Origin of the sequence: Caryophanon tenue, from assembly GCF_001700315.1 — a bacterium.
Lineage (GTDB): Bacteria > Bacillota > Bacilli > Bacillales_A > Planococcaceae > Caryophanon > Caryophanon tenue.
Map to the genome: position 1 here is coordinate 157781 of NZ_MASJ01000039.1, position 23224 is coordinate 181004.

The window sequence follows — 23224 nt, forward strand, 5'->3', positions numbered from 1 at the left end:
CAATAGAAGAAAAAAGCTACGCGTAATGGACATGGCATTACGCATAGCTTTTTATGATGGATTAGACGGATAGACATGGAGCCATTCGGAAAAAGCACGAATATCCGCTTCAAATTGTGGCTGAATCACACTCATTTGTGCCATTTGAAGGCGCTGTAAATAGTCGCTATCTGCATGTAACTCAAAACCATTTAACCGAGCATCACGCACAAAATTAGCGCTCGTATAAAAGCTTACGGCTGTTGCGTAAGGCGCTGCCGTAAGCCACTGTAACGGCAATGTCAACAATGTTTGTAGACGTTCTTCTAACAGCGTATATCGCTGCGGATATGCTTCTAGTGCGGTCCACACATTGTGTAATAAATACGCAGGCAATGTAAATGGCGTCCGCTCAGCGTATTGTGTCAGGTCACTATAACGTGCACCGCCTGGCTTCGCTTGCTTGTAAAAAATAAAGTTCATGCCTGCTAACGCACCGAGCGCCTTCCCTGATGTCGCAGTCGCTATATCTACGCCTTTTAATGAAAATGGCAACGCACCAAACGTTGAAATACAATCAACGGCTAATGTACGCCCCGTCTTTTGACGCCATTCGATAAACGGTGCAAGTTCATTACACATGCCACTTGATGTTTCACCGTGCACAACGACACACCACGCAGCTTGCTGTAATTGTTGCTGCAGGAGCTCTTTCTGAAATGGCGTTCCGAGTGGCTCTTCATAAACATCAAACTGTAACTGTAAGGCTTGTGCTTGTTTCACAAGTCGCTCACCAAACTCGCCGTTTACACAAATTAACCCTTTCGTTTGCCCGTATTGATTGACGAGCTGCTGTAACATAACATCATTAGCAAGCGTTCCACTACCTTGTAACAACGCGACATTCTCTGCATCTGCAAGCGTACAAAGCTTCTCATAAACGCGCGCTTTTAATTCCTCAAATGTTGCACTGCGATGAGAAATATGTGTGTATTGCAGTGGCTTCATCTGTTGCACGGGTCCCGGAAAGAAAATGAGATTCTTTTGCTGAAACTGCTCGTAAAACTGTTGACCGCGCTCATTCGTTAACACCATCGGAATATACATCGCACCAGCAGTCCCGACACGTTCCGCAAATTGTTCAAAACCAATTTGACGATACAGTCCTTTTTGTGTTGTAATACCTGAAATGACGCAAGCACTATATCCTTGCCCGAGCACATACGCATATAGTGCCTGTGCTAAACGCAGAAAAACACGTCCGCGACGATATTGTGCGCGAATGGCTAATAGACGTACTTCACACATTTTTGTACAAAGATGCTCAGGTAAATACGTTTCCACCTCACCTATTTTGCCATCAATCGAAAACGGTCGCTTATCACGAAATGCCAACATTCCGATTAATGTTGCCTGTTTATAAATCACAATATATGTATTATCCTCATGAAATTTATCGACAAGTTTACGTTCGTGATTCGGTGGATGTTGCGGAATTTCTTCAACAAAAGTTTCATAATTTAAACGCGCAATTTCCTCAAACTCTTGCGCAGTTGTTGCGATTTTACAATGATACATACTCGTCACCTACTCCTTTACTTCCTGCTTGTTTGCCCACACGACGAATGCCATCGCAATGACAGCGAAAAACGCGCTCTGCTGTTCAAAGATGAGCAACATCATACTATAGACGACAAACGCGCCGTACATACCTTTTGTACTGCTACGTGTTATAAGTGCGACGACACTAAAACCACTTACGAGCCATACAATCCCCCACGGTTGGAAAAAAAGTAATCCGCCCACTAATGTCGCGACACCTTTGCCACCTCGGAATTTGCGCCAAAAAGGATACACATGTCCAAAAACAGCACATAATAAAGCAAGCGCAATAACACTATTTGTCATTGCAAGTGCCTGTCCACTCAGCACTACGATAACGCCTTTTAGTCCGTCGCCAATCATTACACTAAAAAATGCCCATTTCCCGAGCACACGCCCCGCATTACGCGCACCTAAATTGCCGCTACCTGCTTTACTGATATCGATACCACGCAAGCGCCCAACAACGGTCGCCGTCAAAAATGTGCCGAGGACATAGGCACTTATTATATATACCCATAGCATTGCATTCCACCCCTTTTCTTTCTTTATTGTACGCAAATTGTCGACATTCGTGTAAATTTTTTGTATCCTTACAGCAAAGGAGTGATTCATATCGACATTATTGACCGTTGGAAACAATATTTACATGAAGATAACATTCCTATTGAATGGCTCGCAATTCATGCAGGCTTATCGAAACGCACAACGATTCAAATCCTCGCACGCCATAAACCGTTACTGCCGAAATATGAGCTTCGCTTACAACGCGCGTTAGTAGACTATGAGAAGCAGTTTAAGCAACTATAAAAAGCACTCTCGCATTTTTCAACATCGAGAGTGCTTTTTCCTTCTATTTATTATGTTTTATTTCAATTGAGGTTGTTTGTCTCTGTCAGCACACTGCGCAATGGCTCGTGCAATATAGACTGCAATGTTTTCGCATACGTCGCTGTAATATGATTTGTATCACGGTATGCAATAATATTGCCAGCCGCTGCAAAACATGTTGTGTCGTCACAAAACGCTTGTGCCGTTTCAATAAATGTAACGTTGCTCGGCAAGTTGTCTGTGACGTCCCATGGTAGCACATCTGGTAATACATCTGCTCGTTCCACATGGCACGCACGCGCATCACCATTGTGTAACGCAATACAGTCCGGCACATCATGTGGCATACGCGGATTATCTTGTACCGCAATAATATGCGTATAGCCTTCTAGTGCTTGCCACTGTGCAATATAGCCACTCGGTATAGTCGGGCGTTTATTTAATGTCGCTGTTGTGAAAATAAAATCGGGTGGCGATGTCTGAAAGTGCTCGATTACAGTAGCATTCCAAGCTAAACATGCCTCGGTCATTTGCCCATTGAAATCATCATTTGTAAAGCGACAACCGTCATGCAAATACGTATCGAGCTGAAAATTTAACGCCACTGCTAGTTCTTCTAATGCTGGGAACCAATGCCCCGAATGTGATCCACCAACAAGTGCAATAATGGGACGTTCTGCTCCTGCGTTGAAGGAGCACGTAACAATGGCTTGTGTCGTCGCATTACACGCATCTGGCCCGTCTATTTGTGGCAAATCACCGCGTACATTTAACATTGGGGGAATGAGCGGCACATTTGCCTCCGCTTCCACACCTGTTGTTAATACTGCCGCTCCTGGATACTGCTCGACCGGCATTAAATGTTCGGCTTCCGCGTGCTTTAATTGTCGATCGTCTATATACTGCGTCATCATTAAATTAACGGAGACAGACACCGCAATGGCAAACGTGACGATGCTGACAAATTGATAGCGACGCATCGTAAACATCGACTGCACAAGCTGTGTCGCATGGTGCGAGATGACTGCGAATGCTAGCGACACCGCGATAATCAGGAGGCCCTCTTCAACTGTAAACACTTCACGCTGCCATACCATTTTTGCCATCATTAATACCGGCCAATGCCATAAAAATAAGCCATACGTATATTGACTTAACCACACCGTTAGACGCGCGCGAAACAGTCCCCATGTCATCGTTTGTCCTGTAATAGACACTAAAAATAAACATGCAGCCATCACCGGTATAACCGCGATATAACCCGGAAACGCTAACGTAGTTGGGACAAGTATACCGGTCATCACCAACATAAGGATACTCACCCACATTGCCAGCCGAGCTACAAAGCGGTGGAGCTTAATCGTTGTCACAACGAGTGCCATCGCTGCCCCAGCAAGTATTTCCCACAGACGCGTTAATGTATGGAAATACGCAGTATGTGGTGCATTTGCCGTCCACAAAATACTAGCATAAAAGGAAATTGCTGCTAACACGACTACAACGACGAGTAATGTTTTACGCACTGGTAGCTTTGCTTGTTTACTAAAGATGTGCACAAATGCTACAACAAACGCTGCGACGATTGCATATTGCCACTGCACTGCTAGCGACCAAAAATGTTGGAACGGGCTCGCTGCTTGGTCAAACGCTAAATAATTTGTCGCTTGGTCAATTAAATACCCATTTTCGACACCCATCATCGTCATCCGCATATGCGCAAGAGCACTTTCCCACTGTCCAATCGGATACGTAAAAAACAGCATCACCATAATGCCAACTATGACGATAAAGGCATGTAACCACTGTGTTTTAATAATGCGTGCCACTATCGTAAACGGTGCGACTTTCCCGTCTTCATCGATGCGATACAGCATTGTAAGCATTGTAAGAAAGCCTGTCAGCACAAAGAAAACATCAATGCCACCAGACACTTTATGAAGCCAAATATGATAAATCACAATTAATGTGATACAAAGTAAACGTAAGCCTGCTATTTCAGCATAAAACTGACGCGAAGCAAGCGGTAAATCTTTCACATGTACATCTCCTTTATTCATGTCATCATGTGTATCATACAATACAAAAAAGCGCCGAACAAGGAGAGGCTTGTTCAGCGCGTTTTCATTTTCTATTAGTAGCGGTCGCCGTTGAAAATTGAGTTTTTCACAACAACATAATCGACTTTACGAATCGCTTCTAAATCACGACCACCTGCATATGAAATCGATGACTGCAGGTCTTGCTCCATCTCGATTAATGTATCGACGATTTTCCCTTTATACGGCATGTACATTTTTTTGCCTTCAACGTTTTTACGTTCACCTTTTTGGAACTCAGACGCTGAACCGAAGTATTCCTTCATTAATACGCCGTCCACTTCCACTGTTTCACCCGGTGACTCATCATGCCCTGCAAATAATGAACCAATCATCACCATTGATGCACCGAAGCGTACTGATTTAGCAATATCGCCGTGTGTACGAATACCACCGTCTGCAATAATTGGTTTTTGTGCTGCTTTTGCACACCAGCGAAGTGCTGCTAACTGCCAGCCACCTGTACCGAAACCAGTTTTAATTTTTGTAATGCATACTTTCCCTGGCCCAATGCCCACTTTCGTTGCGTCTGCGCCTGCATTTTCAAGCTCACGTACCGCTTCTGGTGTCCCAACATTCCCCGCAATCACAAAGCTGTTCGGTAAATGCTTTTTAATATGTTGAATCATTGCAATAACCGCATTTGAATGCCCGTGTGCAATGTCAATTGTAATATAATCTGGTACTAGCGCTTGTTGTGCTAGCTCCTCAATAAATTGATATTCATCGTCTTTTACCCCAACAGAAATGGATGCAATGAAACCTTTTGCATGCATATCGCGAATAAATTGTGCGCGTGTTTCTGGGTTAAAGCGGTGCATAATATAGAAGTAACCGTTTGCTGCTAATTTTTCTGCTAACTCTTTATCAATAATTGTCTGCATATTTGCAGGTACAACTGGTAATTTAAATGTATGTTCACCAAGCTTAACTGTCGTGTCACACTCCGAACGAGAATTCACAACACATTTTGCCGGTACTAATTGAATGTCTTCATAATCAAATACTGTATCCATAAAAATCCCACTCCTAAAAGACGAATGTTATTTGTTTTTTTTCTTATTTCGTTCGCCATTACATAATTTACACACATTTAAAACGAAAGTCAACAAAAAACGAAAAATTTTTAATTTAAATTGTTAATTGTTCGTAAATAGAGCGTTTACAATGTGTATTCACCGATGTATCGCTTAATTCGCCCTATTTTTTCATGATATACATCAATAGCCATACAAATATGGTCGTCTTCTGCCCATTCAAGTGCTGCCCCTTTTACGTACATTAATTTCGGCACAGTCATTCGTTGATTTCCGATGCGCACAAATTGTGATGTAGACTGCATCCAAAGTGCGCCTTCTGCTGTTACGCGAATGTCCATGCGCGAACCAAATAAACGTCCTTGTCCGTTATAATCGACCGCTTGGCGTGTGATAGGGTCAATTACCATTTCTGTATCGTAAAACTTCGGTTCATTCGGAAAATAGAATGTGCGATTCCAATAAATAACATAATTTCCATCCTCTATCGTAACATTTGTTTCTAGTTCAAACGGAATGTTTTGCCCTTCATTCGCAAACATAAACTTTGTTGGCTCTGCGAATTTCAGTGCAGGTGTTAGCAATGGGGAACCATTTTCAATATGGTGCATCACCCCAGTAATGCGCAGCGGCTTGCCAGGTTGTTCTGCGTACCGCTTTTTCAGTAATGGATGTAATCGCTCAAAATCCGTTTGTAGTAATGCTTCGTAATAATGCATGTCGATTCCTCCCTTTGCTTTCTCTTTACCCATCATTTACAATAACATGCGAACCAATTAGGTGAAGAAACGTTCTATTATAACGAGGTGATGTGTATGAAACGAATGATTTTATTAGTATTAGCGTTACTTTTATTATTTGCAATTGTATATGTAAGTTTTCAGTTTGGCGTTGAACGTGGAAGAGAAGAAGCTGCCCCGACCTTCTATGCACATATAACCGAAGTACGCGATGGGAGCTTACTTGTAAAGGGAATTGACGAAAACGATATTAATCATCGTGGGGAATTTATGCTGACAACAAAGGGTGTCAAAGTATATAATGCTGCGCAACAAGAAGTAGCTATTACACAACTAGAAGAGAACATGGAAATACGTATCCACTATGACGGTGTCGTGATGGAAAGTTATCCAGCGCAACTTGGGGGCGTATTTCAAATTGATATTATTGACTAATACTAAATTTATATTTTTCTAAAAATTTAGGCGCACTCTTTTTTATGCTATACTTAAAGACAGGTGCCAAAACCTTTCGTAACAAACTTGTTTTGTTACAGCAGCTATGCACCGCTAATAGCACGGAATGCTAGGTGACAGCTGTTTTAGGCGGGGTGGATGAGCCCCCGCCTTTTTTATTTGCCCATTTACGCTAAAAATGCTGTAATTTTAGCAATCGTTGAATCAATTTCCTCGGCAAAAATCGCATTATTTGTAAAATAACTATGAATTAAGCCTTCCATTTCAACAAGCTTCACGGGCGTTCCTACATGCTCCAATTTTTTCGCATATAAAATACCTTCATCCTTTAATACATCATTTTCAGCCACAATAATAAACGCTTTTGGCGCATGAACGACTTCTGCATACAATGGCGATACGAGCGGGTTTTTTCGCTCTGCCTCTTCGACATATTGTTCAATAAACCATTTCATCACAACCGCATCTAAACCGTGCTGCTCAGCATAGATTTCATATGATTTTGTTGACATTGTTGCGTCGGTCACGGGATATAATAAAATTTGCGCTTCAATGGCGTCGCTAAAACGATTGGCTAACACAGTCGCTAAATTAGCCCCAGCGCTATCACCTGCTACTGCAATATGTGTTGGTGTAATGTGTAATTGCTGCGCATGTGCCACGACCCAACGAAATGCCGCTTCACAATCTTCTAACGGCACTGGAAACGCATATTCAGGCGCTAAGCGATAATCGACAGAAATGACAACACGTCCTGTTTTTTCAGCTAAACGTCGGCACGATTCATCTGACGTGTCAATGCTGTTAATGACCCATCCTCCTCCGTGAATATACAAAATCGCTTTTAATTTACCGATCACTTGCGGTGTATAAATACGTAATACAATTTGCCCATCTTTTACATCAATGCGCACATCGCGAATTGAAGCAAGTGGTGATACCGGCTTTGCAATTCGTGGCACTGCCCGTAATTTACGCGCTTCTTGTGGTGATAATGTGTGTAAAGATGGAAGTTTTTGTTGTCGTGCAATATATTTTTTCGCTTTATTATTCATTGTCATCATTTATTTCCCACCTATTCCGATTAAGTTACTATGTTTTATAGTTTACACCACTTCTACGCCTTACGCAACCCTACATTTGCCGGCAACTCCCAACATTTTTGCGAAGGAATTCACTCGTTTACACTTAAAAATGCCCCCTTTCAAAAGAATCAGCTATAGTTACACATAACCTCTTTTATTTATTTTAATTTTCTGATATTATCAGATAATACTGAATGTACCGAAAATTCAACACTTGCCACATTTTCGCTGGCAACGTAGCGATATTATGATTGGCTACATCACATTTTATACGTAAAGGAACGAGATAACATATGCAGTTTTCAGACAAAATTTTAAACACACCATCATCATTTATTCGAAATATTTTAAAGGTAACAGATTCACCAGAAGTCATTTCATTTGCAGGCGGCTTACCAAACCCCATTTCGTTCCCAATTGATGCGTTACAAGAGGCGATTAATAACGCAATTGCTGAACAAGGTGCAAAGCTATTCCAATACTCCACAACACAAGGTTACGAACCGTTACGCCAGCTCATTGCGGCAAAATATCAACGAAACTTCGGACTTGATATTCAAGCAGAAGATGTGTTCATTACAACTGGCTCACAGCAAGCATTAGAATTACTCGGCAAAGTATTTTTAAATAAAGGAGACGGCGTTGTTATGGAAGCACCTGGCTATTTAGGTGCGATTCAAGCCTTCACATTAGCCGAGCCAAATTTCTACCCCGTAACATTAGAAGATGATGGCCTAAACGTGGACGAACTTGAAGCTACGCTTGCCAATAATGCTAATATTAAATTCATTTATACCGTGCCGAACTTCCAAAACCCGACTGGTATTACGTATTCTAAAGAAAAACGTGAGGCCATTTATGAAGTTGTCAAAAAATATGATGTCGCATTAATTGAAGACGACCCGTATGGCGAATTACGCTTTGAAGGTGAAGCACTACCATATATCGGTGCAGGACGTTTAGAAAACTCGGTGCTTCTTGGTTCATTCTCTAAAACGGTGACACCTGGCTTCCGCTTAGGCTATATCGTCACAAAAAACAAAGAGATTTTATCACATGTAGAGACAGCAAAACAGGCAACAGATTTACATACAAATATTTTCGCACAAATGACGATTGCCGAATATTTAACACACAATGCCTACCAAGAGCACGTTGATAAAATTATTGCTCTTTACAGTAAACAAGCAAATGCGATGCTACAAGCGATCGAAAAGCATTTCCCTGCTGAAGTAAAATATACAAAGCCTGAGGGAGGCATGTTTATTTGGGCAACGATGCCTGCAGGAATTTCAGCGCTTGAGCTATTTGATGCCGCGATGAAAGTGAATGTGGCATTCGTACCGGGGGACCCATTCTATACACATCCAGAAAATATTAATACACTGCGCTTAAACTATACAAACGCAACCGAAGAAGTGATTGAAGAAGGCATTAAACGTCTTGGTACAATTATGAAAGAAGTCATCGCATCACATGCAGTAGTGGCACAATAAAAACGATGAGACTGGGACAGAACCTTATTTCTGATGAAAATAAGTGTATAGAGATGATAAGAATTTGCGGGTGCGTCCCGACACAAGCGGCGACTTCAGCAAGACAAGCATGCGCTTGAGACTACTAAGAGGAACATCTGCCAAGAACGCCACGTCGTGTGGCAGGGCAGATGTGACAAACATCGTGTTTGCCTCAAGCCATGCCTGCGAAACGCGTCCGCTCTGTGGAGTAGCACCTAAAACACAAAAATATCCTTCAGCAGTTGTCGTTGCTGAAGGATCTTTCTTTTTGTCCCAGCTCATCTTTCCTGTTTACATCCGCGCTGTAATCGCTTCTTTTAGTGCAGCCGCATCATCTGATTTAATGGCAATATAATCATAATGACGCTCAAAGCCCATCATAAGCGTTACTTTTTGTGGCGATTTCATTTTTAATACAATATCCGGGACCGCTTCTTCAAACTCACGCACAATAAAATGCGCGGTTTGCTTTTTATACATTTTGTGGTCATGCTCACTCCCAACGATAATCTCCTCAATTTGGCGACAGTCAATAACCGCTCGCTGCATTAACCCTAAGGATACATATAGTTGATTATGCTTAAAATGCATAGGGTGTAAACGAAGCACTTGCATATCCGCTAATAAGAAGAACAACCCGTATATATTCACTGCTAATAAAACCCATGATACAAGCGGCATTTTACTATGTAACCAATAATGAAGCCCGATAGATTCAATAATAAGCGCATGAATAATCATTAACTGAAAGGCAATATAGCTCGTATTTTTGTACAATGTAATGCCTTCATACGGCTGCTTTTTCCAGCTGAACAATGCATAATAAAACATCACAAGCTCCGAGGCAATAATATGCACAAGTGGCTGTTTGTTCATATAACGCTCAAAGCCTTCTGAAAAGGCAAAAATGGCCGGTAATGTACTCGCCTTCATATGAGCACGTAACTTTGGCACATAACGAATACATGCCACAATAATATAAAGCTCAAATAGAATAATGGCTACTTCAATACCAATACCTGCCCACGTAATTGAAGCGTACGGCGCTAAAATAGGCGCTGGTACAATAAGTCGTAACAATACACAACCAAACGCTGCCACCACTATAGCTGTTTTTAATGAAAATTTTTGACGATATAACATAAATAAAATAGGTGTTACAAGTAATAAATCAAGTAATGACCCTAAAACAACCCCTTGTGCTTCTGGTGTAATTAATGACAAGCCAAACGGTGTTGTATATAGCAATAGATTACTTCCAACAACAGCGATTAACAAGAATAACCACACTGGTCTACCCTTTTGAATTAATGTCATGTTCATCACTCCCTTACATTAAGCATAAAGGCTTATGACCATACATTCAATGTAAACAAGTTGACCATTCTGTGTTTTTTAGCGCTATTTGTACTAATGTTCTTTGCCTGTTATCCCTTTTCTCATTGACAGTATTATCACTGCAATAACCATCACTGAAAAGCCTACCCCAAGCACCTTATCCTCTCCAAATGCCCAGTGTAGAAAATCTGCATACGACGGGATTGGTAACCTCTCTATAAGTGACGATATAATGAACAGCAACAATATGACAATACCAATCCTTTTCCAATTCATATGTACCACTCCTTTATACATACAAGTGTACCAATGAACAAACCTCTCAGCAATCCCACCGAATATTCGGTTTTGTGTACGATGATTGTTTCTAAAAAATAGGCTGGGACAGAACCGTATTTCTGATGGAAATAAGTTGATTGAAATGATTAAAATGTGCTAGTGCGTCCCGACACAAGCGGCGACTTCAGCAGGACAAGCAATATTTTTCTGCGACGAGGTACCGCAGGAGCAGAAGCTTTTAAGCGGGGCATCGTGTTTGCCCCAAGCCCTGCCTGCGAAACGCGTCCGCTATGTGGCGTAGCACTAGAAGCAGAAAAATATCCTTCAGCAATTGCCGTTGCTGAAGGATATTTCTTTTTGTCCCAATTTCTTTTTCACGTTACTTAGTCGTCCCTCGTACACAAAGTGATGCTTCTAGCACAATCCGTGTATCAGGATTATCTTTACCTTCTAATTTGTTCACAAGCATACGTGTTGCTTGCTCTCCCAAATTATATACAGGCTGTGCAACGGTCGTTAAACCTGGTGGCACAAGCTCTCCTAGCTGGATACCGTCATAGCCAACAATTTGAATATCTTCTGGCACACGTAGCCCTGCTTCTTTGACCGCTTTTAAGACGCCAAGTGCTGCGTAATCGCTACATGTAAAAATGCCATCTACTGGCTTTCCTTGTTGTAAGTACGTTGTCATTAGTTTATACGCGTTATCAAAGCCGTAATCGCCAATGAGGATTTCGTAATCAACCGCTTCCGTCATCGCTGCTAAAAAGCCATCTACACGCTCATTTGACGATGCAACATCGACTGTACCACGTAAGCATATTAAATGCTTGGCGCCACGTTCAATCAAATAAGAGGCACCTAATTTAGCGGCTTCAAAATTATTCGTTGATACATTTGGTAATAAACTTTCCGGTGAACGGTCAAGTGCGACAACCGGTATATTTAAATCTAAATAGCTTTGTTCTGAGATAAGATTTGATGCTACGATAAAGCCTGCTACATATGTTTGACGTAACATCGCAATATAATGTAATTCCTTTTCTTGCTGCTCATCACTATTACATAACACAACCGTATAACCAAGTGCTAATGCTGTATCTTCAACTGCTCGTGCTAGCTGCGGAAAAAACGGATTCGTAATATCTGGCACAATTAAGCCAATTAAATTCGTCTGCTTCGTCGTTAAACTACGTGCGACTTGGTTCGGACGATAATTTAAATCTTTAATCGCACGTTCAATTGCCGCTTTTGCCTCTTGGCTCACATAATCTTTATTATTTAAAAAACGAGACACCGTCGCAACCGACACACCTGCCTGTTTTGCTACTTGCTTAATATTTGCCATGTCTTCTTCACCTTTGCCTTGTGTAATCAGTACCGTTGCCTTTTTTAGACAACTCCCCTCGAATAGTTGTATTATGTCATATATTGCTAAAAATTACTATACCTCTATGTATGAAATTGACGTTTTACACATATTCGATAACCTTTTACCCACAATACTTCTTGCTAAAACATAAAAGCGAGGCCCTCGTCTATCGAGGCCCTCGCTAAAAATGTGCTTATTCGAATACGATGCGCTTTTCTTCATACGCTTTAATATGATCTTCATATTTAAACGTTAATGCAATTTCGTCCCAACCATTTAAAAGCATTTCTTTATAGTACGGATCAATGCTAAAGCTGTACACTTTGCCGTCCGCAGTCGTTACAGTTTGTTCCGCTAAGTTTACTTCAATTTCCTGTGCTTGTGCGATACCTGTTGCTAGTAACTCCTCGCACTCTACTTCTGTTAACTTCACAGGTAAAATCCCGTTTTTATAACAGTTATTGTGGAAAATATCTGCAAAGCTTGGCGCAATAACTACATTGAAGCCGTAGTCTAAAATTGCCCACGGTGCATGCTCACGTGAAGAGCCACAGCCGAAGTTGTCTTGTGCAACTAAAATTTTAGCACCTTGGTATTGTGGCTTATTTAATACGAAGTCCTCATTCACTGAGCCATCTTCGTTAAAACGCCAGTGGTGGAATAAAAACTCACCAAAGCCAGTACGTTCGATACGCTTTAAAAATTCTTTTGAAATAATTTGGTCCGTATCGACATTTTTATGATCAAGCGGTGCATATACGCTTTTCACAACATTAATTGGTTCCATGTCTTTCACACTCCTGCAAAATGGTTTCGCTTACGCTTCTTGTTTTTGTTTCATATATTCACGTACATCGACGAAGCGACCGTGAATGCCGGCTGCCGCTGCCATTACTGGTGACACTAAATGTGTACGTGCCCCTGCACCTTGACGACCTTCGAAGTTACGGTTTGATGTTGATGCACAACGTTCACCTGATGGAATAACATCTTCGTTCATGCCAAGACATGCTGAACATCCTGACTCACGCCATTCAAAGCCTGCTGCTGTGAAGATTTTATCTAAACCTTCTTCTTCCGCCGCTTTTTTCGTTGACCAAGATCCTGGTACGACAATACCTTTTACGCCTGGTGCTAGTTTTTCGCCTTCAACAATGCTTGCTGCGGCACGTAAATCTGATAAGCGAGAGTTTGTACAAGAGCCGATAAAGACATGTTGTACTTCAATATCTGTAATTTTTTGACCTTCTGCAAGGTCCATATATTTTAACGCTTTTTCTAATGCGTTACGGTCAATGTCGTTATCATAGTCTGCTTTTGTTGGTACAGTTTTTGATACGCCAATCCCCATTGATGGGTTTGTGCCCCATGTTACAACTGGCTCAATATCCGCTGCATCAATTTCAAGAACAACATCATACGTTGCACCTTCATCTGATGCTAAGCTTAACCAATATGCTGCCGCTTCATCAAATTGTTTTTGTGGTGCAAAGCGACGACCACGTAGGAATTCTACTGTCGTTTCATCCGGTGAAATTAATCCTGCTTTTGCCCCTGCTTCAATCGACATATTACAAATTGTCATACGTTCTTCCATTGACAGCTTGCGAATCGCTTCACCTGTATACTCCACAATATGGCCTGTACCAATGCCGATGCCCCATTTTGCGATAATCGCTAAAATGATATCTTTTGCTGTTACGCCAAAGCCAAGCTCACCGTTTACACGGATTTCCATTGTTGGTGGTTTTGTTTGCCATAATGTTTGTGTACTCATAACATGCTCTACTTCCGATGTACCGATACCGAATGCTAATGCACCGAATGCACCGTGTGTCGCTGTATGGGAGTCACCACATACGATTGTTTTACCTGGCTGTGTTAAGCCAAGCTCTGGCCCGATTACATGTACAATCCCTTGGTCTGGATGGCCAATATCTGCTAATTGTACACCGAACTCTTTTGCGTTATCAGCAAGTGTTGTAATTTGCTTTTTTGCAATTGGGTCATTAATAACGGGTAAATTTTTTGTTGGTACGTTATGGTCCATCGTTGCGAAACATAAATCTGTACGACGCACTTGACGACCTGCTAAACGTAACCCTTCAAATGCTTGTGGACTTGTTACTTCGTGAATTAAATGTAGGTCGATATAAAGTAAATCCGGTTTGCCGTCTTCACGATAGACAACGTGTTGTTCCCAAATTTTATCGATAATATTTTTCGCCATGTTTATCACCGTTCCTTAACTAGTTTGACACTGGAGTACTAATTTCTGCTAACACTTCTTTTGTCCATTCTGACGTTGATAGTACACGAGAACCTGTTTTTGCAAGGTCTCCTGTAAATAAGCCTTTTTCGAATACAGCATTTACTGCACGTTCGATTTCAGCGGCTTCTTCATTTAAACCGAATGAGTATTTTAAGAGCATTGCTGCTGATAAAATTGTTGCTGCTGGGTTCGCTTTTTCTTGCCCTGCAATGTCTGGTGCTGAACCATGGACTGGCTCGTATAAACCGAAATTATCAGAACGCATTGAGGCAGATGGTAATGTACCAAGTGAGCCTGTAATTACCGATGCTTCATCTGATAAAATGTCGCCAAACATGTTCTCAGTTACGACAACGTCATAATGCGCTGGATTTGTAATCAGCTTCATTGCCACTGAGTCGACTAAGTTATGTTCTACTTCTACATCTGGATATTGTGCTTTTTTCTCTTCAACAATTTGACGCCATAATTTACTTGAATCAAGGACATTTGCTTTATCCACTGAGCAAAGCTTACCACGACGTACACGTGCTAAGTTAAACGCTGTATCAACAATGCGCTCAATTTCTTTACGTGTATATGCTAGTGTATCAACGGCATGCTCGTCTGTTAAAACGCGTGGCTCTCCGAAATAAAGACCGCCCGTTAATTCACGTACAATAAGTAAGTCAACGTTTTCTGCTACTTCACGTTTTAATGGTGAAGCATCCAGTAAGCTCGGAATTGCTGCAACAGGACGAAGGTTTGCGAACAAATCAAAGTGCTTGCGAATTTGTAATAAGCCTTTTTCTGGACGTAAATGAGATGGGTTGTTGTCCCATTTCGGTCCTCCTACTGCACCTAATAATACAGCGTCACTCGCTTCACATTTTGCAATCGTTTCTTCTGGTAATGGGTTATTTTCTGCATCAATTGCTGCACCACCGATCAGTGCGTAATCTAGCTCAAATTTATGACCAAAGCGCGTTTCAATTGCTTGTAATACTTCAACAGCTGACGCTACTACTTCTGGGCCAATGCCATCGCCAGGTAAAATCGTGATTTTCTTCTCCATTGTTCGAAACATCCTTTCATTCTTCGCATTTTCCGTTTTGATGTGTAACAACCGTGTTGCTATGTAGAAAAAAGACCAGCCTGTCTATGTCAGACTAAGCTGGTACTTTGTAACGTTCTTAGTTGACTGCTAATGCACGTGTGCTTGCCTGAATTAAGTGACGGTTTAACGCATTCACATATGCTTTTGCAGAAGCTTCTAGCACGTCTTGTGCTGCGTCGCGTCCTGTATATTTATAGCCTTTGTATTCTACGTTAATCACTGCTTCACCTAATGCATCCTCACCTTGTCCAACTGATTTCACACGGTAATCAAGAATCTTCACTTTTTCATCTGCAATTTGTTCAAGTGTATTAAAGATAGCTTCTACTGAACCGTTGCCTGTCCCGCTAAAGATTTCTTGTTGCCCTGCCGGTGTTTGTACAACAACCGTTGCTGTTGGAATATGTGCTGAGCCGTATTGTACTTGTACGCTTTTCAACTCGAATACTGCAACATCTTCAATTGAAATTTGTTGCTCCGTTAAAATTGTCACAAGGTCTTCTTCTGTTACTTCTTTTTTGCGGTCTGCAAGCTTTTTAAAGTCTTCAAATGCTTTGTTTAACTTGTCATCTGATAATTCAAAGCCCATTGTTTCCGCACGGTCACGGAATGCTGCGCGACCTGAGTGCTTGCCTAATACAAGCGGTACGTCTCCTTCACCCACAAGTGCCGGTGAAATGATTTCATACGTTTCTTTATGCTTTAACACGCCATCTTGGTGAATACCAGATTCGTGTGCAAATGCATTTTTGCCGACAACCGCTTTGTTCGGTTGAATCACTGAGCCTGTTAAACGGCTAACTAATTGTGATGTACGTTTAATTTCTTTTAGCGTAATGCCTGTTTCAACAGGATAGATGTCATTGCGAATATGAAGTGCTACCGCAATTTCTTCTAATGCTGCGTTACCAGCGCGTTCCCCTAAGCCGTTAATTGTACATTCAATTTGGTCTGCACCGTTTTCCATCGCTGCAATCGAGTTTGCAACTGCCATCCCTAAGTCGTTATGGCAATGTGCTGAAAACTTCACGTTATCAGCCCCTGTACAATTTTCACGTAAGAAACGGAATAATGCGCCGTATTCTTGAGGTGATGCATACCCAACTGTGTCAGGTACGTTAATTGTCGTTGCACCAGCTTTAATGACTTCATTAATAATACGCACTAAATACTCTTTATCTGAACGGAAGCCATCTTCACAAGAGAACTCAACTAGTGAGAACTTTTCTTTTGCATACTTAACAGCTGCAACTGCTTGCTCAATTACTTGGTCAGGTGTTTTCTTTAGTTTGTATTCCATATGAATCGGGCTTGTTGCGATAAATGTGTGAACATGTGGCTGTTCAGCAACTTTCACTGCTTCCCATACCGCGTCGATGTCACTTTTCACAGCGCGTGCAAGTCCTGTCACGATTGAATTTTTTACCGTTTTCGCAATTTGATGTACCGCATCGAAGTCACCAGGCGATGAAGCAGGGAATCCTGCTTCAATCACGGTAACACCTAAACGTTCAAGCTGCTTTGCAATTTCAATCTTTTCAGCTGTATTTAAGTTAATGCCTGGTGATTGCTCACCATCTCGTAGCGTTGTATCAAAGATATCAATTTTGCGCACTTTGAGTCACTTCTTCACGAACTACTTTTTGCTTACCTTCGTTGATGAACGGCATCATTTCACGTAAACGAGCGCCCACTTCCTCGATTTGGTGGTTAGCACCAGCTTCTTTGAACTTCGTATATTTTGGACGACCTGTTTCGTTTTCTTCAATCCACTCACGAGCGAATGTACCGTTTTGGATGTCTGTTAATACGTCTTTCATACGAGCTTTTACTGACTCGTCGATGACACGTGGACCTGACACGTAGTCGCCCCACTCAGCTGTATCTGATACTGAGTAACGCATTGTTGCCATACCGCCTTCAAACATTAAGTCAACGATTAACTTAAGTTCGTGTAATGTTTCGAAGTATGCAAGTTCTGGTTGGTAACCAGCTTCTACTAATGTTTCGAAACCAGCTTGTACTAATGCAGTTGCACCACCGCAAAGTACTGCTTGTTCACCGAATAAATCTGTTTCTGTTTCTTCTTTAAATGTAGTTTCTAATAAACCACCGCGAGCTGAACCAATTCCTTTACCGTAAGCTAATGCTAGGTCACGAGCTTGACCAGTTGCATCTTGGTGGATAGCGAATAATCCTGGTACACCAGCGCCTTGTTCGAATTGACGACGAACTAAGTGACCTGGACCTTTAGGAGCTACTAAGAATACGTCTACATCTGCTGGAGGTACGATTTGACCGAAATGTACGTTGAAGCCGTGTGCGAACATTAACGTTTTGCCTGCTGTTAAGTACGGTGCGATTTCTGCTTCGTATACTGCTTTTTGACGCTCATCTGGAAGTAAGATTTGGATTACATCTGCTTCTTGTGCTGCTTCTGCAACTGTTTTTACATCTAGACCGTCAGCTTTTGCTGCGTCAAATGATCCACCTGCACGAACACCTACTACTACGTCAAAACCTGAGTCTTTTAAGTTAAGTGCGTGCGCGTGACCTTGTGAGCCGTAACCGATGATTGCGATTTTTTTACCTTTTAGTACTTCTTCGTTGATGTTTTGTTCATAATACATTTGTGCCATGATTTTGTTCCTCCAATTTCAATTGTCTAAATTTTAAAGTGTGGCGTAAGACTTAATATATGCGAACTATTCAGAAATTTCAAGTGTATTTAGGAAAATAATTTAAAATTTTCTAAACTTTTCATTATTTCAGAATAGAAAGCTGCGAATGAACAAGCTGTGTTTCACGTACAGTCGCTGTTGCACCTGCACGCGTCAGCTCTTTAATGCCATATGGGCGTAATAAATCAATAAACGCGTCGATTTTTTCTGGTGAACCGACTACTTGATATGTCACAACATTTTTGGCTGTGTCGATAATTTGCGCACGGAAAGGCTCGACAATCGCGTTCATTTCCATACGTAAATTTGCTGGTGAAATAACTTTTACTAATGCTAATTCACGTAGCACAATCGATTTATCTGTAATATCTTGTACCTTTAATACATCGATTTGTTTCGATAATTGCTTCACTAATTGCTCAATTCTATTTTGGTCTGGTACATTAACGATAAATGTCATCTTTGAAATATGATCATTTTCAGTATGACCAACTGTAATGGATTCAATATTAAATTGACGCTTCATTAAAAGACCTGTTACGCGGTTTAATACACCGCTTTGATTAATAACTGTTACAACAATTACACGTTTCATTATTCTTCCACCCCGATCATTTCATGTAACCCTTTACCAGGCGCAACCATTGGATATACGTTCTCAAGCTGTTTCACACGGCAATCGATTAATACTGGTTCGTCTGATCCTAATGCTTCCGCAAAAATCGCTTCTGCATCCTCAAGCTTGTCAATACGGTAACCTTTAATGCTATAGGCATCCGCAAGCTTAACGAAGTCCGGCTGTACCGGAATTAATGATGATGAATAGCGCTCTGAATAGAATGTTTCTTGCCATTGGCGTACCATTCCTAAGCAGCTATTGTTTAAAATAACGATTTTTACTGGTAAGTTAAACTCTTGTAATAATGAAAGCTCTTGTGCTGTCATTTGGAAACCTGCGTCACCAACAACAGAGACAACTTTCTTATCTGGCTTCGCAAATTGCGCTCCGATTGCCGCTGGGAAACCGAAGCCCATCGTACCTAGTCCACCAGATGTTACCCATGAATGTGGGTTGTTTAATTTATAGTATTGTGCTGTCCACATTTGGTGCTGACCTACGTCAGTCGTTACGATGGCATCACCGTTTGTTACGCGGTGAATAATATCTAATGCTTGTTGCGGTAAAATTTCACCCGCTGCCGCTTCTTCATTAATCCATAATGGATATTTCGCAGCATGCTCGCGAATACGTGCTAGCCATGTATCCTCTTGTGCTGTTTCAAAATCTTTTTTCAGTAACGCATTTAACGCTTCTTTTGCATCAGCAACAATTGGAATTGCTGTCGGTACGTTTTTACCGATTTCCGCTGGATCAATGTCAATATGAATAACCGTTGCGTTCGGTGCAAATGTCGTTAAATTCCCTGTTAGGCGGTCGTCAAAGCGCGCACCGATGTTTAGTAACACATCACACTCTTGAATCGCTGTATTCGCGGCGTATGTGCCGTGCATCCCTGCCATACCAAAGTTTAACTCGTGCTCACCGTGCACAGCGCCTAACCCTAATAATGTACTTACTAATGGGAAATTATACTTTTCGATAAATTCAGTTAATTGTTCTGTTGCGTCTGCAAATAATGTCCCCGCGCCTGCAAGTACAAGTGGCTTTTTCGCTTCACTTAGTAGCTGAATCGCTTTTTGAATTTGTAAATAGTTCGGCTTATATGTCGGTTGATAGCCTGGTAAGTTAATGTCTTTTGACTGTGCTGCAATTTCTTCCATTACGGCTTCTGTAAATACAGCCTGCGATACGTTTTTCGGGAAATCTACTACAACCGGACCTTTACGACCTGTATTCGCAATATGGAATGCTTCGCGTACGATACGCGGAATGTCACGAATATCTTGTACTTGGTAGTTATGCTTTGTAATTGGCGTTGTAATCCCGATAATATCTGCTTCTTGGAATGCATCTGTACCGATTAATGATGTCGCAACTTGCCCTGTAAACACAACTAATGGAATTGAATCAATCATCGCATCCGCAATACCTGTTACTAAGTTTGTTGCACCTGGTCCTGAAGTTGCAATGACAACACCCGGTTTATTGGCAACACGTGCATAACCTTCAGCTGCATGAATCGCGCCTTGCTCATGACGCGTTAAAATATGACGAATCGGGTTGCGATATAGTGCATCATATACTTGTAGCACCGCACCACCTGGATAACCGAACACAATTTCAACACCGGCTTCATGTAATGCTTCAATTAAAATATCTGCCCCGTCCTTATGTGGCGGTGTGTTTTCAGCTGCTTGACGCTGAACTTTAAGCTGATCTTCCTTGTAATCTTCTGAAATTTTCGTATTCATACGATTTCCCTCCTATTTTCTTCTTATATAAATGCTTTCATTATGTGCATTGCTGACAAAAAGAAAAAGCCTTTTCTCCTCACGCAAAAGAAAACCTTCTACGTAGGGATGAAAAAGACTTTTCATGGTACCACCCTTATTTATAGCTTTACGCTACCTCAGGAACCGTAACACGTAAACAAATTGCTACATATGAGTAGCATCGCTTACACGATTCATTAATAACGAGCACTTTGAAATATGCCCGGGATTATCTAATGGCTTACGCGTTTAATAATCCACTCCGAGGGGATGTCGGTTCTAGTTGCATCGCCGGCTTCCAGCACGTCCGGCTCTCTGGTAGATGCAAGTCTCTAAAACCTTTAACCTCATCAACGATTTAATCTTAGTATCTATTTGTCAAACAAAATTTAAATTTTCATAACGCCGCCTTGAGAAGCATTCGTTACTAATTTTGAGTAACGCGCTAACCAGCCGCGCTTAATTTTCGGTTCAAATACCGGTAAGTTTTCAGCACGTTTTGCCATTTCCTCATCTGATACTTGTAAGTTAATTGTACGGTTCGGTAAATCAATAATGATTGTATCACCGTTTTGTACACATGCGATTGGACCACCTTCAGCTGCTTCTGGTGAAATATGTCCGATTGAAATACCGCGTGATGCACCTGAGAAACGTCCGTCTGTAATTAGTGCGACTTTCGTTCCTAAACCGCGACCTTGAATCGCTGATGTTGGTGCAAGCATTTCCGGCATCCCTGGACCACCTTTTGGCCCTTCGTAACGAATAACGACAACATGTCCTTCACGCACAATTCCTTCATCAATCGCTTGTTGTGCCTCATCTTGTGAGTTGAAAACAATTGCTTCCCCTTCAAATACTTTAATTGATGGGTCCACTGCGCCTACTTTAATGACTGAGCCTTCTGGTGCGATGTTACCGAATAATACCGATAAACCACCAACTGGGCTATGTGGATTTTCTTTTGTACGAATCACATTTGGATTTGTAATCGCATAGTCTTTTACAAGCTCACCCATCGTTAACCCTGTAATCGTTGGACGATCTGGGTGAATGGCGCCTGGAATTGACACTAATTCGTTAATAATCGCTTGTACGCCACCTGCTTTATTAATGTCATCCATTGATAAATCAGAAGCTGGCATGATTTTTGCTAAATAAGGTACACGCTCTGCGACTTTATTAATGTCTTCGATTTTATAATCAATTTCCGCTTCATTTGCAATCGCTAATGTATGAAGCACTGTGTTTGTAGAACCACCCATTGCCATATCTAATGCAAACGCATCGTCAATTGCTTCTTTTGTGACGATATCACGCGGTTTTACATCTTCTTTAATCATACGCACTAAATGATGTGCTGCTTCTTTAATTAAACGGTGACGCTCGTCGCTTGTCGCCACGATTGTGCCGTTCCCTGGTAAAGCTAAACCAAGCATTTCCATTAAACAGTTCATAGAGTTCGCTGTGAACATCCCTGAACATGAACCACATGTTGGACATGCGTTATTTTCAATATCTAAAAGTTCTTCTGCTGTCATTTTGCCTGATTTATGAGCGCCGACACCTTCGAACACGCTTGTTAATGATAATTGTTTACCTGATGCTGATGTACCGGCTTCCATTGGGCCACCTGATACGAAAACGGATGGTACGTTTGTACGTACAGCTGCCATTAGCATCCCTGGTGTAATTTTGTCACAGTTTGGAATGTAGAATACACCGTCAAACCAGTGCGCATTAATAACTGTTTCTGCTGAGTCAGCAATTAATTCACGTGATGGTAATGAATAGCGCATACCGATATGCCCCATTGCAATTCCATCATCAACACCGATTGTATTAAATTCAAATGGAATACCACCTGCTTCAATAATGGCTTCCTTTACAACATCCGCGAACTGACGTAAATGCACGTGCCCTGGAATAATATCTATATATGAGTTACAAACCCCAATGAATGGCTTGCCTAAATCTTTTGCTTTTACTTTTCCTGTTGCATATAAAAGACTACGGTGAGGAGCACGATCAATCCCCATTTTTATCATATCACTTCTCATAATTCACTTGCCCCCGATACTTCCTACAGCTCTGTTGTCTGTGTGTTGATGTAAACTTACTCTCCAGTGTCAAACTTACGTAGTTAGCATCAACGTAATTTGATGGTAGTACTTACACGTTATTGGTAAGAGGAATCTACATCCTCACATACCGATTAACGGTTAACGAAGCGTTTATTGCTAAAACGTTCGTGTTAAATTGTTGTAATCATAGTACGAAACATGTAGGTGCGTCAACACTATTTTTTGAATTATTTGCACAATTTAAAAAACTAAGATTTTTTGTAAACGTTTCCAACGTGATAAATTAGGCGAATTTTCGCTATTTATAGATAGTTTTGACGGTTCGTTCAAAATTTAGTACTTGCTTTTTTAATAAAATATTTACA

General features: G+C 41.3%; 19 protein-coding genes. 3 read left to right on the forward strand and 16 right to left on the reverse strand.

Features of this window, described 5'->3' with window-relative positions:
- Positions 1-51: 51 nt before the first annotated feature.
- Positions 52-1557, reverse strand: a complete 1506-nt coding sequence (locus tag A6M13_RS13945; RefSeq protein WP_066547718.1) for a GNAT family N-acyltransferase — start codon at positions 1555-1557, stop codon at positions 52-54.
- A 9-nt stretch (positions 1558-1566) separates the two neighbouring features.
- Positions 1567-2106 carry a glycerol-3-phosphate acyltransferase gene (locus A6M13_RS13950; protein ID WP_066547720.1) on the reverse strand — a complete coding sequence of 180 codons (540 nt, stop codon included), beginning with the start codon at positions 2104-2106 and terminating at the stop codon, positions 1567-1569.
- Between the two features lie 81 nt (positions 2107-2187).
- Here A6M13_RS13950 and A6M13_RS16150 point away from each other — a divergent pair, with 81 nt between their 5' ends.
- Complete coding sequence (locus A6M13_RS16150; protein ID WP_141680968.1) at positions 2188-2391, forward strand: hypothetical protein; 204 nt, start codon at positions 2188-2190, stop codon at positions 2389-2391.
- A 62-nt stretch (positions 2392-2453) separates the two neighbouring features.
- Here A6M13_RS16150 and A6M13_RS13960 read toward each other — a convergent pair whose 3' ends face one another.
- The 3 genes from A6M13_RS13960 to A6M13_RS13970 all read right to left on the reverse strand — a co-directional run bounded on the left by A6M13_RS13960 (position 2454) and on the right by A6M13_RS13970 (position 6264).
- Entirely contained in the window at positions 2454-4448 is a 1995-nt protein-coding gene (locus tag A6M13_RS13960) for an acyltransferase family protein (protein ID WP_066547723.1), read from the reverse strand.
- A 95-nt stretch (positions 4449-4543) separates the two neighbouring features.
- Entirely contained in the window at positions 4544-5524 is a 981-nt protein-coding gene (gene guaC, locus A6M13_RS13965; protein WP_066547726.1) for a GMP reductase, read from the reverse strand.
- 146 nt (positions 5525-5670) lie between these two features.
- A complete protein-coding gene (locus A6M13_RS13970) occupies positions 5671-6264 on the reverse strand; it encodes a DUF4166 domain-containing protein (protein WP_066547729.1) in 594 nt (197 codons plus the stop codon).
- Between the two features lie 96 nt (positions 6265-6360).
- On the opposite strand from A6M13_RS13970, the gene A6M13_RS13975 reads away from it, so the two are divergent.
- The gene (locus A6M13_RS13975) at positions 6361-6720 is read left to right on the forward strand and encodes a DUF3221 domain-containing protein (RefSeq protein ID WP_066547732.1); all 360 of its coding nucleotides are present in this window, start codon (positions 6361-6363) and stop codon (positions 6718-6720) included.
- Positions 6721-6908: 188 nt separating this feature from the next.
- Here A6M13_RS13975 and A6M13_RS13980 read toward each other — a convergent pair whose 3' ends face one another.
- Positions 6909-7805 carry an alpha/beta hydrolase gene (locus A6M13_RS13980; RefSeq protein WP_066547734.1) on the reverse strand — a complete coding sequence of 299 codons (897 nt, stop codon included), beginning with the start codon at positions 7803-7805 and terminating at the stop codon, positions 6909-6911.
- 314 nt (positions 7806-8119) lie between these two features.
- Between A6M13_RS13980 and A6M13_RS13985 the strand changes: the two genes are divergently transcribed.
- Entirely contained in the window at positions 8120-9322 is a 1203-nt protein-coding gene (locus tag A6M13_RS13985; protein ID WP_066547741.1) for an aminotransferase-like domain-containing protein, read from the forward strand.
- A 312-nt stretch (positions 9323-9634) separates the two neighbouring features.
- Here A6M13_RS13985 and A6M13_RS13990 read toward each other — a convergent pair whose 3' ends face one another.
- The 10 genes from A6M13_RS13990 to ilvD all read right to left on the reverse strand — a co-directional run bounded on the left by A6M13_RS13990 (position 9635) and on the right by ilvD (position 22835).
- A complete protein-coding gene (locus tag A6M13_RS13990; protein ID WP_066547755.1) occupies positions 9635-10660 on the reverse strand; it encodes a beta-carotene 15,15'-monooxygenase in 1026 nt (341 codons plus the stop codon).
- Between the two features lie 679 nt (positions 10661-11339).
- Entirely contained in the window at positions 11340-12308 is a 969-nt protein-coding gene (locus tag A6M13_RS14000; RefSeq protein WP_066547759.1) for a LacI family DNA-binding transcriptional regulator, read from the reverse strand.
- A gap of 217 nt (positions 12309-12525) precedes the next feature.
- Positions 12526-13119, reverse strand: coding sequence for a 3-isopropylmalate dehydratase small subunit (gene leuD / locus A6M13_RS14005; protein WP_066547761.1), 594 nt, complete (start codon positions 13117-13119; stop codon positions 12526-12528).
- A gap of 30 nt (positions 13120-13149) precedes the next feature.
- On the reverse strand, positions 13150-14562 hold the full coding sequence (leuC, locus tag A6M13_RS14010) for a 3-isopropylmalate dehydratase large subunit (protein WP_066547764.1): 1413 nt from the start codon (positions 14560-14562) through the stop codon (positions 13150-13152).
- Between the two features lie 19 nt (positions 14563-14581).
- A complete protein-coding gene (leuB, locus tag A6M13_RS14015; RefSeq protein ID WP_066547766.1) occupies positions 14582-15658 on the reverse strand; it encodes a 3-isopropylmalate dehydrogenase in 1077 nt (358 codons plus the stop codon).
- A 118-nt stretch (positions 15659-15776) separates the two neighbouring features.
- A complete protein-coding gene (locus A6M13_RS14020) occupies positions 15777-17315 on the reverse strand; it encodes a 2-isopropylmalate synthase (RefSeq protein ID WP_066547768.1) in 1539 nt (512 codons plus the stop codon).
- The gene (ilvC, locus tag A6M13_RS14025) at positions 17302-18339 is read right to left on the reverse strand and encodes a ketol-acid reductoisomerase (RefSeq protein WP_066547770.1); all 1038 of its coding nucleotides are present in this window, start codon (positions 18337-18339) and stop codon (positions 17302-17304) included. Before ilvC ends, A6M13_RS14020 begins: the two co-directional genes overlap by 14 nt.
- 124 nt (positions 18340-18463) lie before the next feature.
- Positions 18464-18976, reverse strand: a complete 513-nt coding sequence (ilvN, locus tag A6M13_RS14030) for an acetolactate synthase small subunit (RefSeq protein ID WP_066547773.1) — start codon at positions 18974-18976, stop codon at positions 18464-18466.
- Complete coding sequence (gene ilvB, locus A6M13_RS14035; RefSeq protein WP_066547777.1) at positions 18976-20754, reverse strand: biosynthetic-type acetolactate synthase large subunit; 1779 nt, start codon at positions 20752-20754, stop codon at positions 18976-18978. Before ilvB ends, ilvN begins: the two co-directional genes overlap by 1 nt.
- Positions 20755-21164: 410 nt before the next feature.
- Positions 21165-22835 (reverse strand): dihydroxy-acid dehydratase, encoded by a 1671-nt coding sequence (gene ilvD, locus A6M13_RS14040; protein WP_066547785.1) that lies wholly within the window; start codon positions 22833-22835, stop codon positions 21165-21167.
- Positions 22836-23224: the final 389 nt, after the last annotated feature.

Bases quoted from the DNA above. Each gene is read 5' to 3' on its own strand.
- leuB (WP_066547766.1), bottom strand. From the start codon at position 15,658: ATGGAGAAGAAAATCACGATTTTACCTGGCGATGGCATTGGCCCAGAA.
- A6M13_RS13945 (WP_066547718.1), bottom strand. From the start codon at position 1,557: ATGTATCATTGTAAAATCGCAACAACTGCGCAAGAGTTTGAGGAAATT.
- ilvD (WP_066547785.1), bottom strand. From the start codon at position 22,835: ATGAGAAGTGATATGATAAAAATGGGGATTGATCGTGCTCCTCACCGT.
- leuC (WP_066547764.1), bottom strand. From the start codon at position 14,562: ATGGCGAAAAATATTATCGATAAAATTTGGGAACAACACGTTGTCTAT.
- A6M13_RS13980 (WP_066547734.1), bottom strand. From the start codon at position 7,805: ATGATGACAATGAATAATAAAGCGAAAAAATATATTGCACGACAACAA.
- A6M13_RS14000 (WP_066547759.1), bottom strand. From the start codon at position 12,308: ATGGCAAATATTAAGCAAGTAGCAAAACAGGCAGGTGTGTCGGTTGCG.
- leuD (WP_066547761.1), bottom strand. From the start codon at position 13,119: ATGGAACCAATTAATGTTGTGAAAAGCGTATATGCACCGCTTGATCAT.
- guaC (WP_066547726.1), bottom strand. From the start codon at position 5,524: ATGGATACAGTATTTGATTATGAAGACATTCAATTAGTACCGGCAAAA.
- A6M13_RS13970 (WP_066547729.1), bottom strand. From the start codon at position 6,264: ATGCATTATTACGAAGCATTACTACAAACGGATTTTGAGCGATTACAT.
- A6M13_RS13950 (WP_066547720.1), bottom strand. From the start codon at position 2,106: ATGCTATGGGTATATATAATAAGTGCCTATGTCCTCGGCACATTTTTG.
- ilvC (WP_066547770.1), bottom strand. From the start codon at position 18,339: ATGGCACAAATGTATTATGAACAAAACATCAACGAAGAAGTACTAAAA.
- ilvB (WP_066547777.1), bottom strand. From the start codon at position 20,754: ATGAATACGAAAATTTCAGAAGATTACAAGGAAGATCAGCTTAAAGTT.
- A6M13_RS13985 (WP_066547741.1), top strand. From the start codon at position 8,120: ATGCAGTTTTCAGACAAAATTTTAAACACACCATCATCATTTATTCGA.
- ilvN (WP_066547773.1), bottom strand. From the start codon at position 18,976: ATGAAACGTGTAATTGTTGTAACAGTTATTAATCAAAGCGGTGTATTA.
- A6M13_RS13975 (WP_066547732.1), top strand. From the start codon at position 6,361: ATGAAACGAATGATTTTATTAGTATTAGCGTTACTTTTATTATTTGCA.
- A6M13_RS13990 (WP_066547755.1), bottom strand. From the start codon at position 10,660: ATGACATTAATTCAAAAGGGTAGACCAGTGTGGTTATTCTTGTTAATC.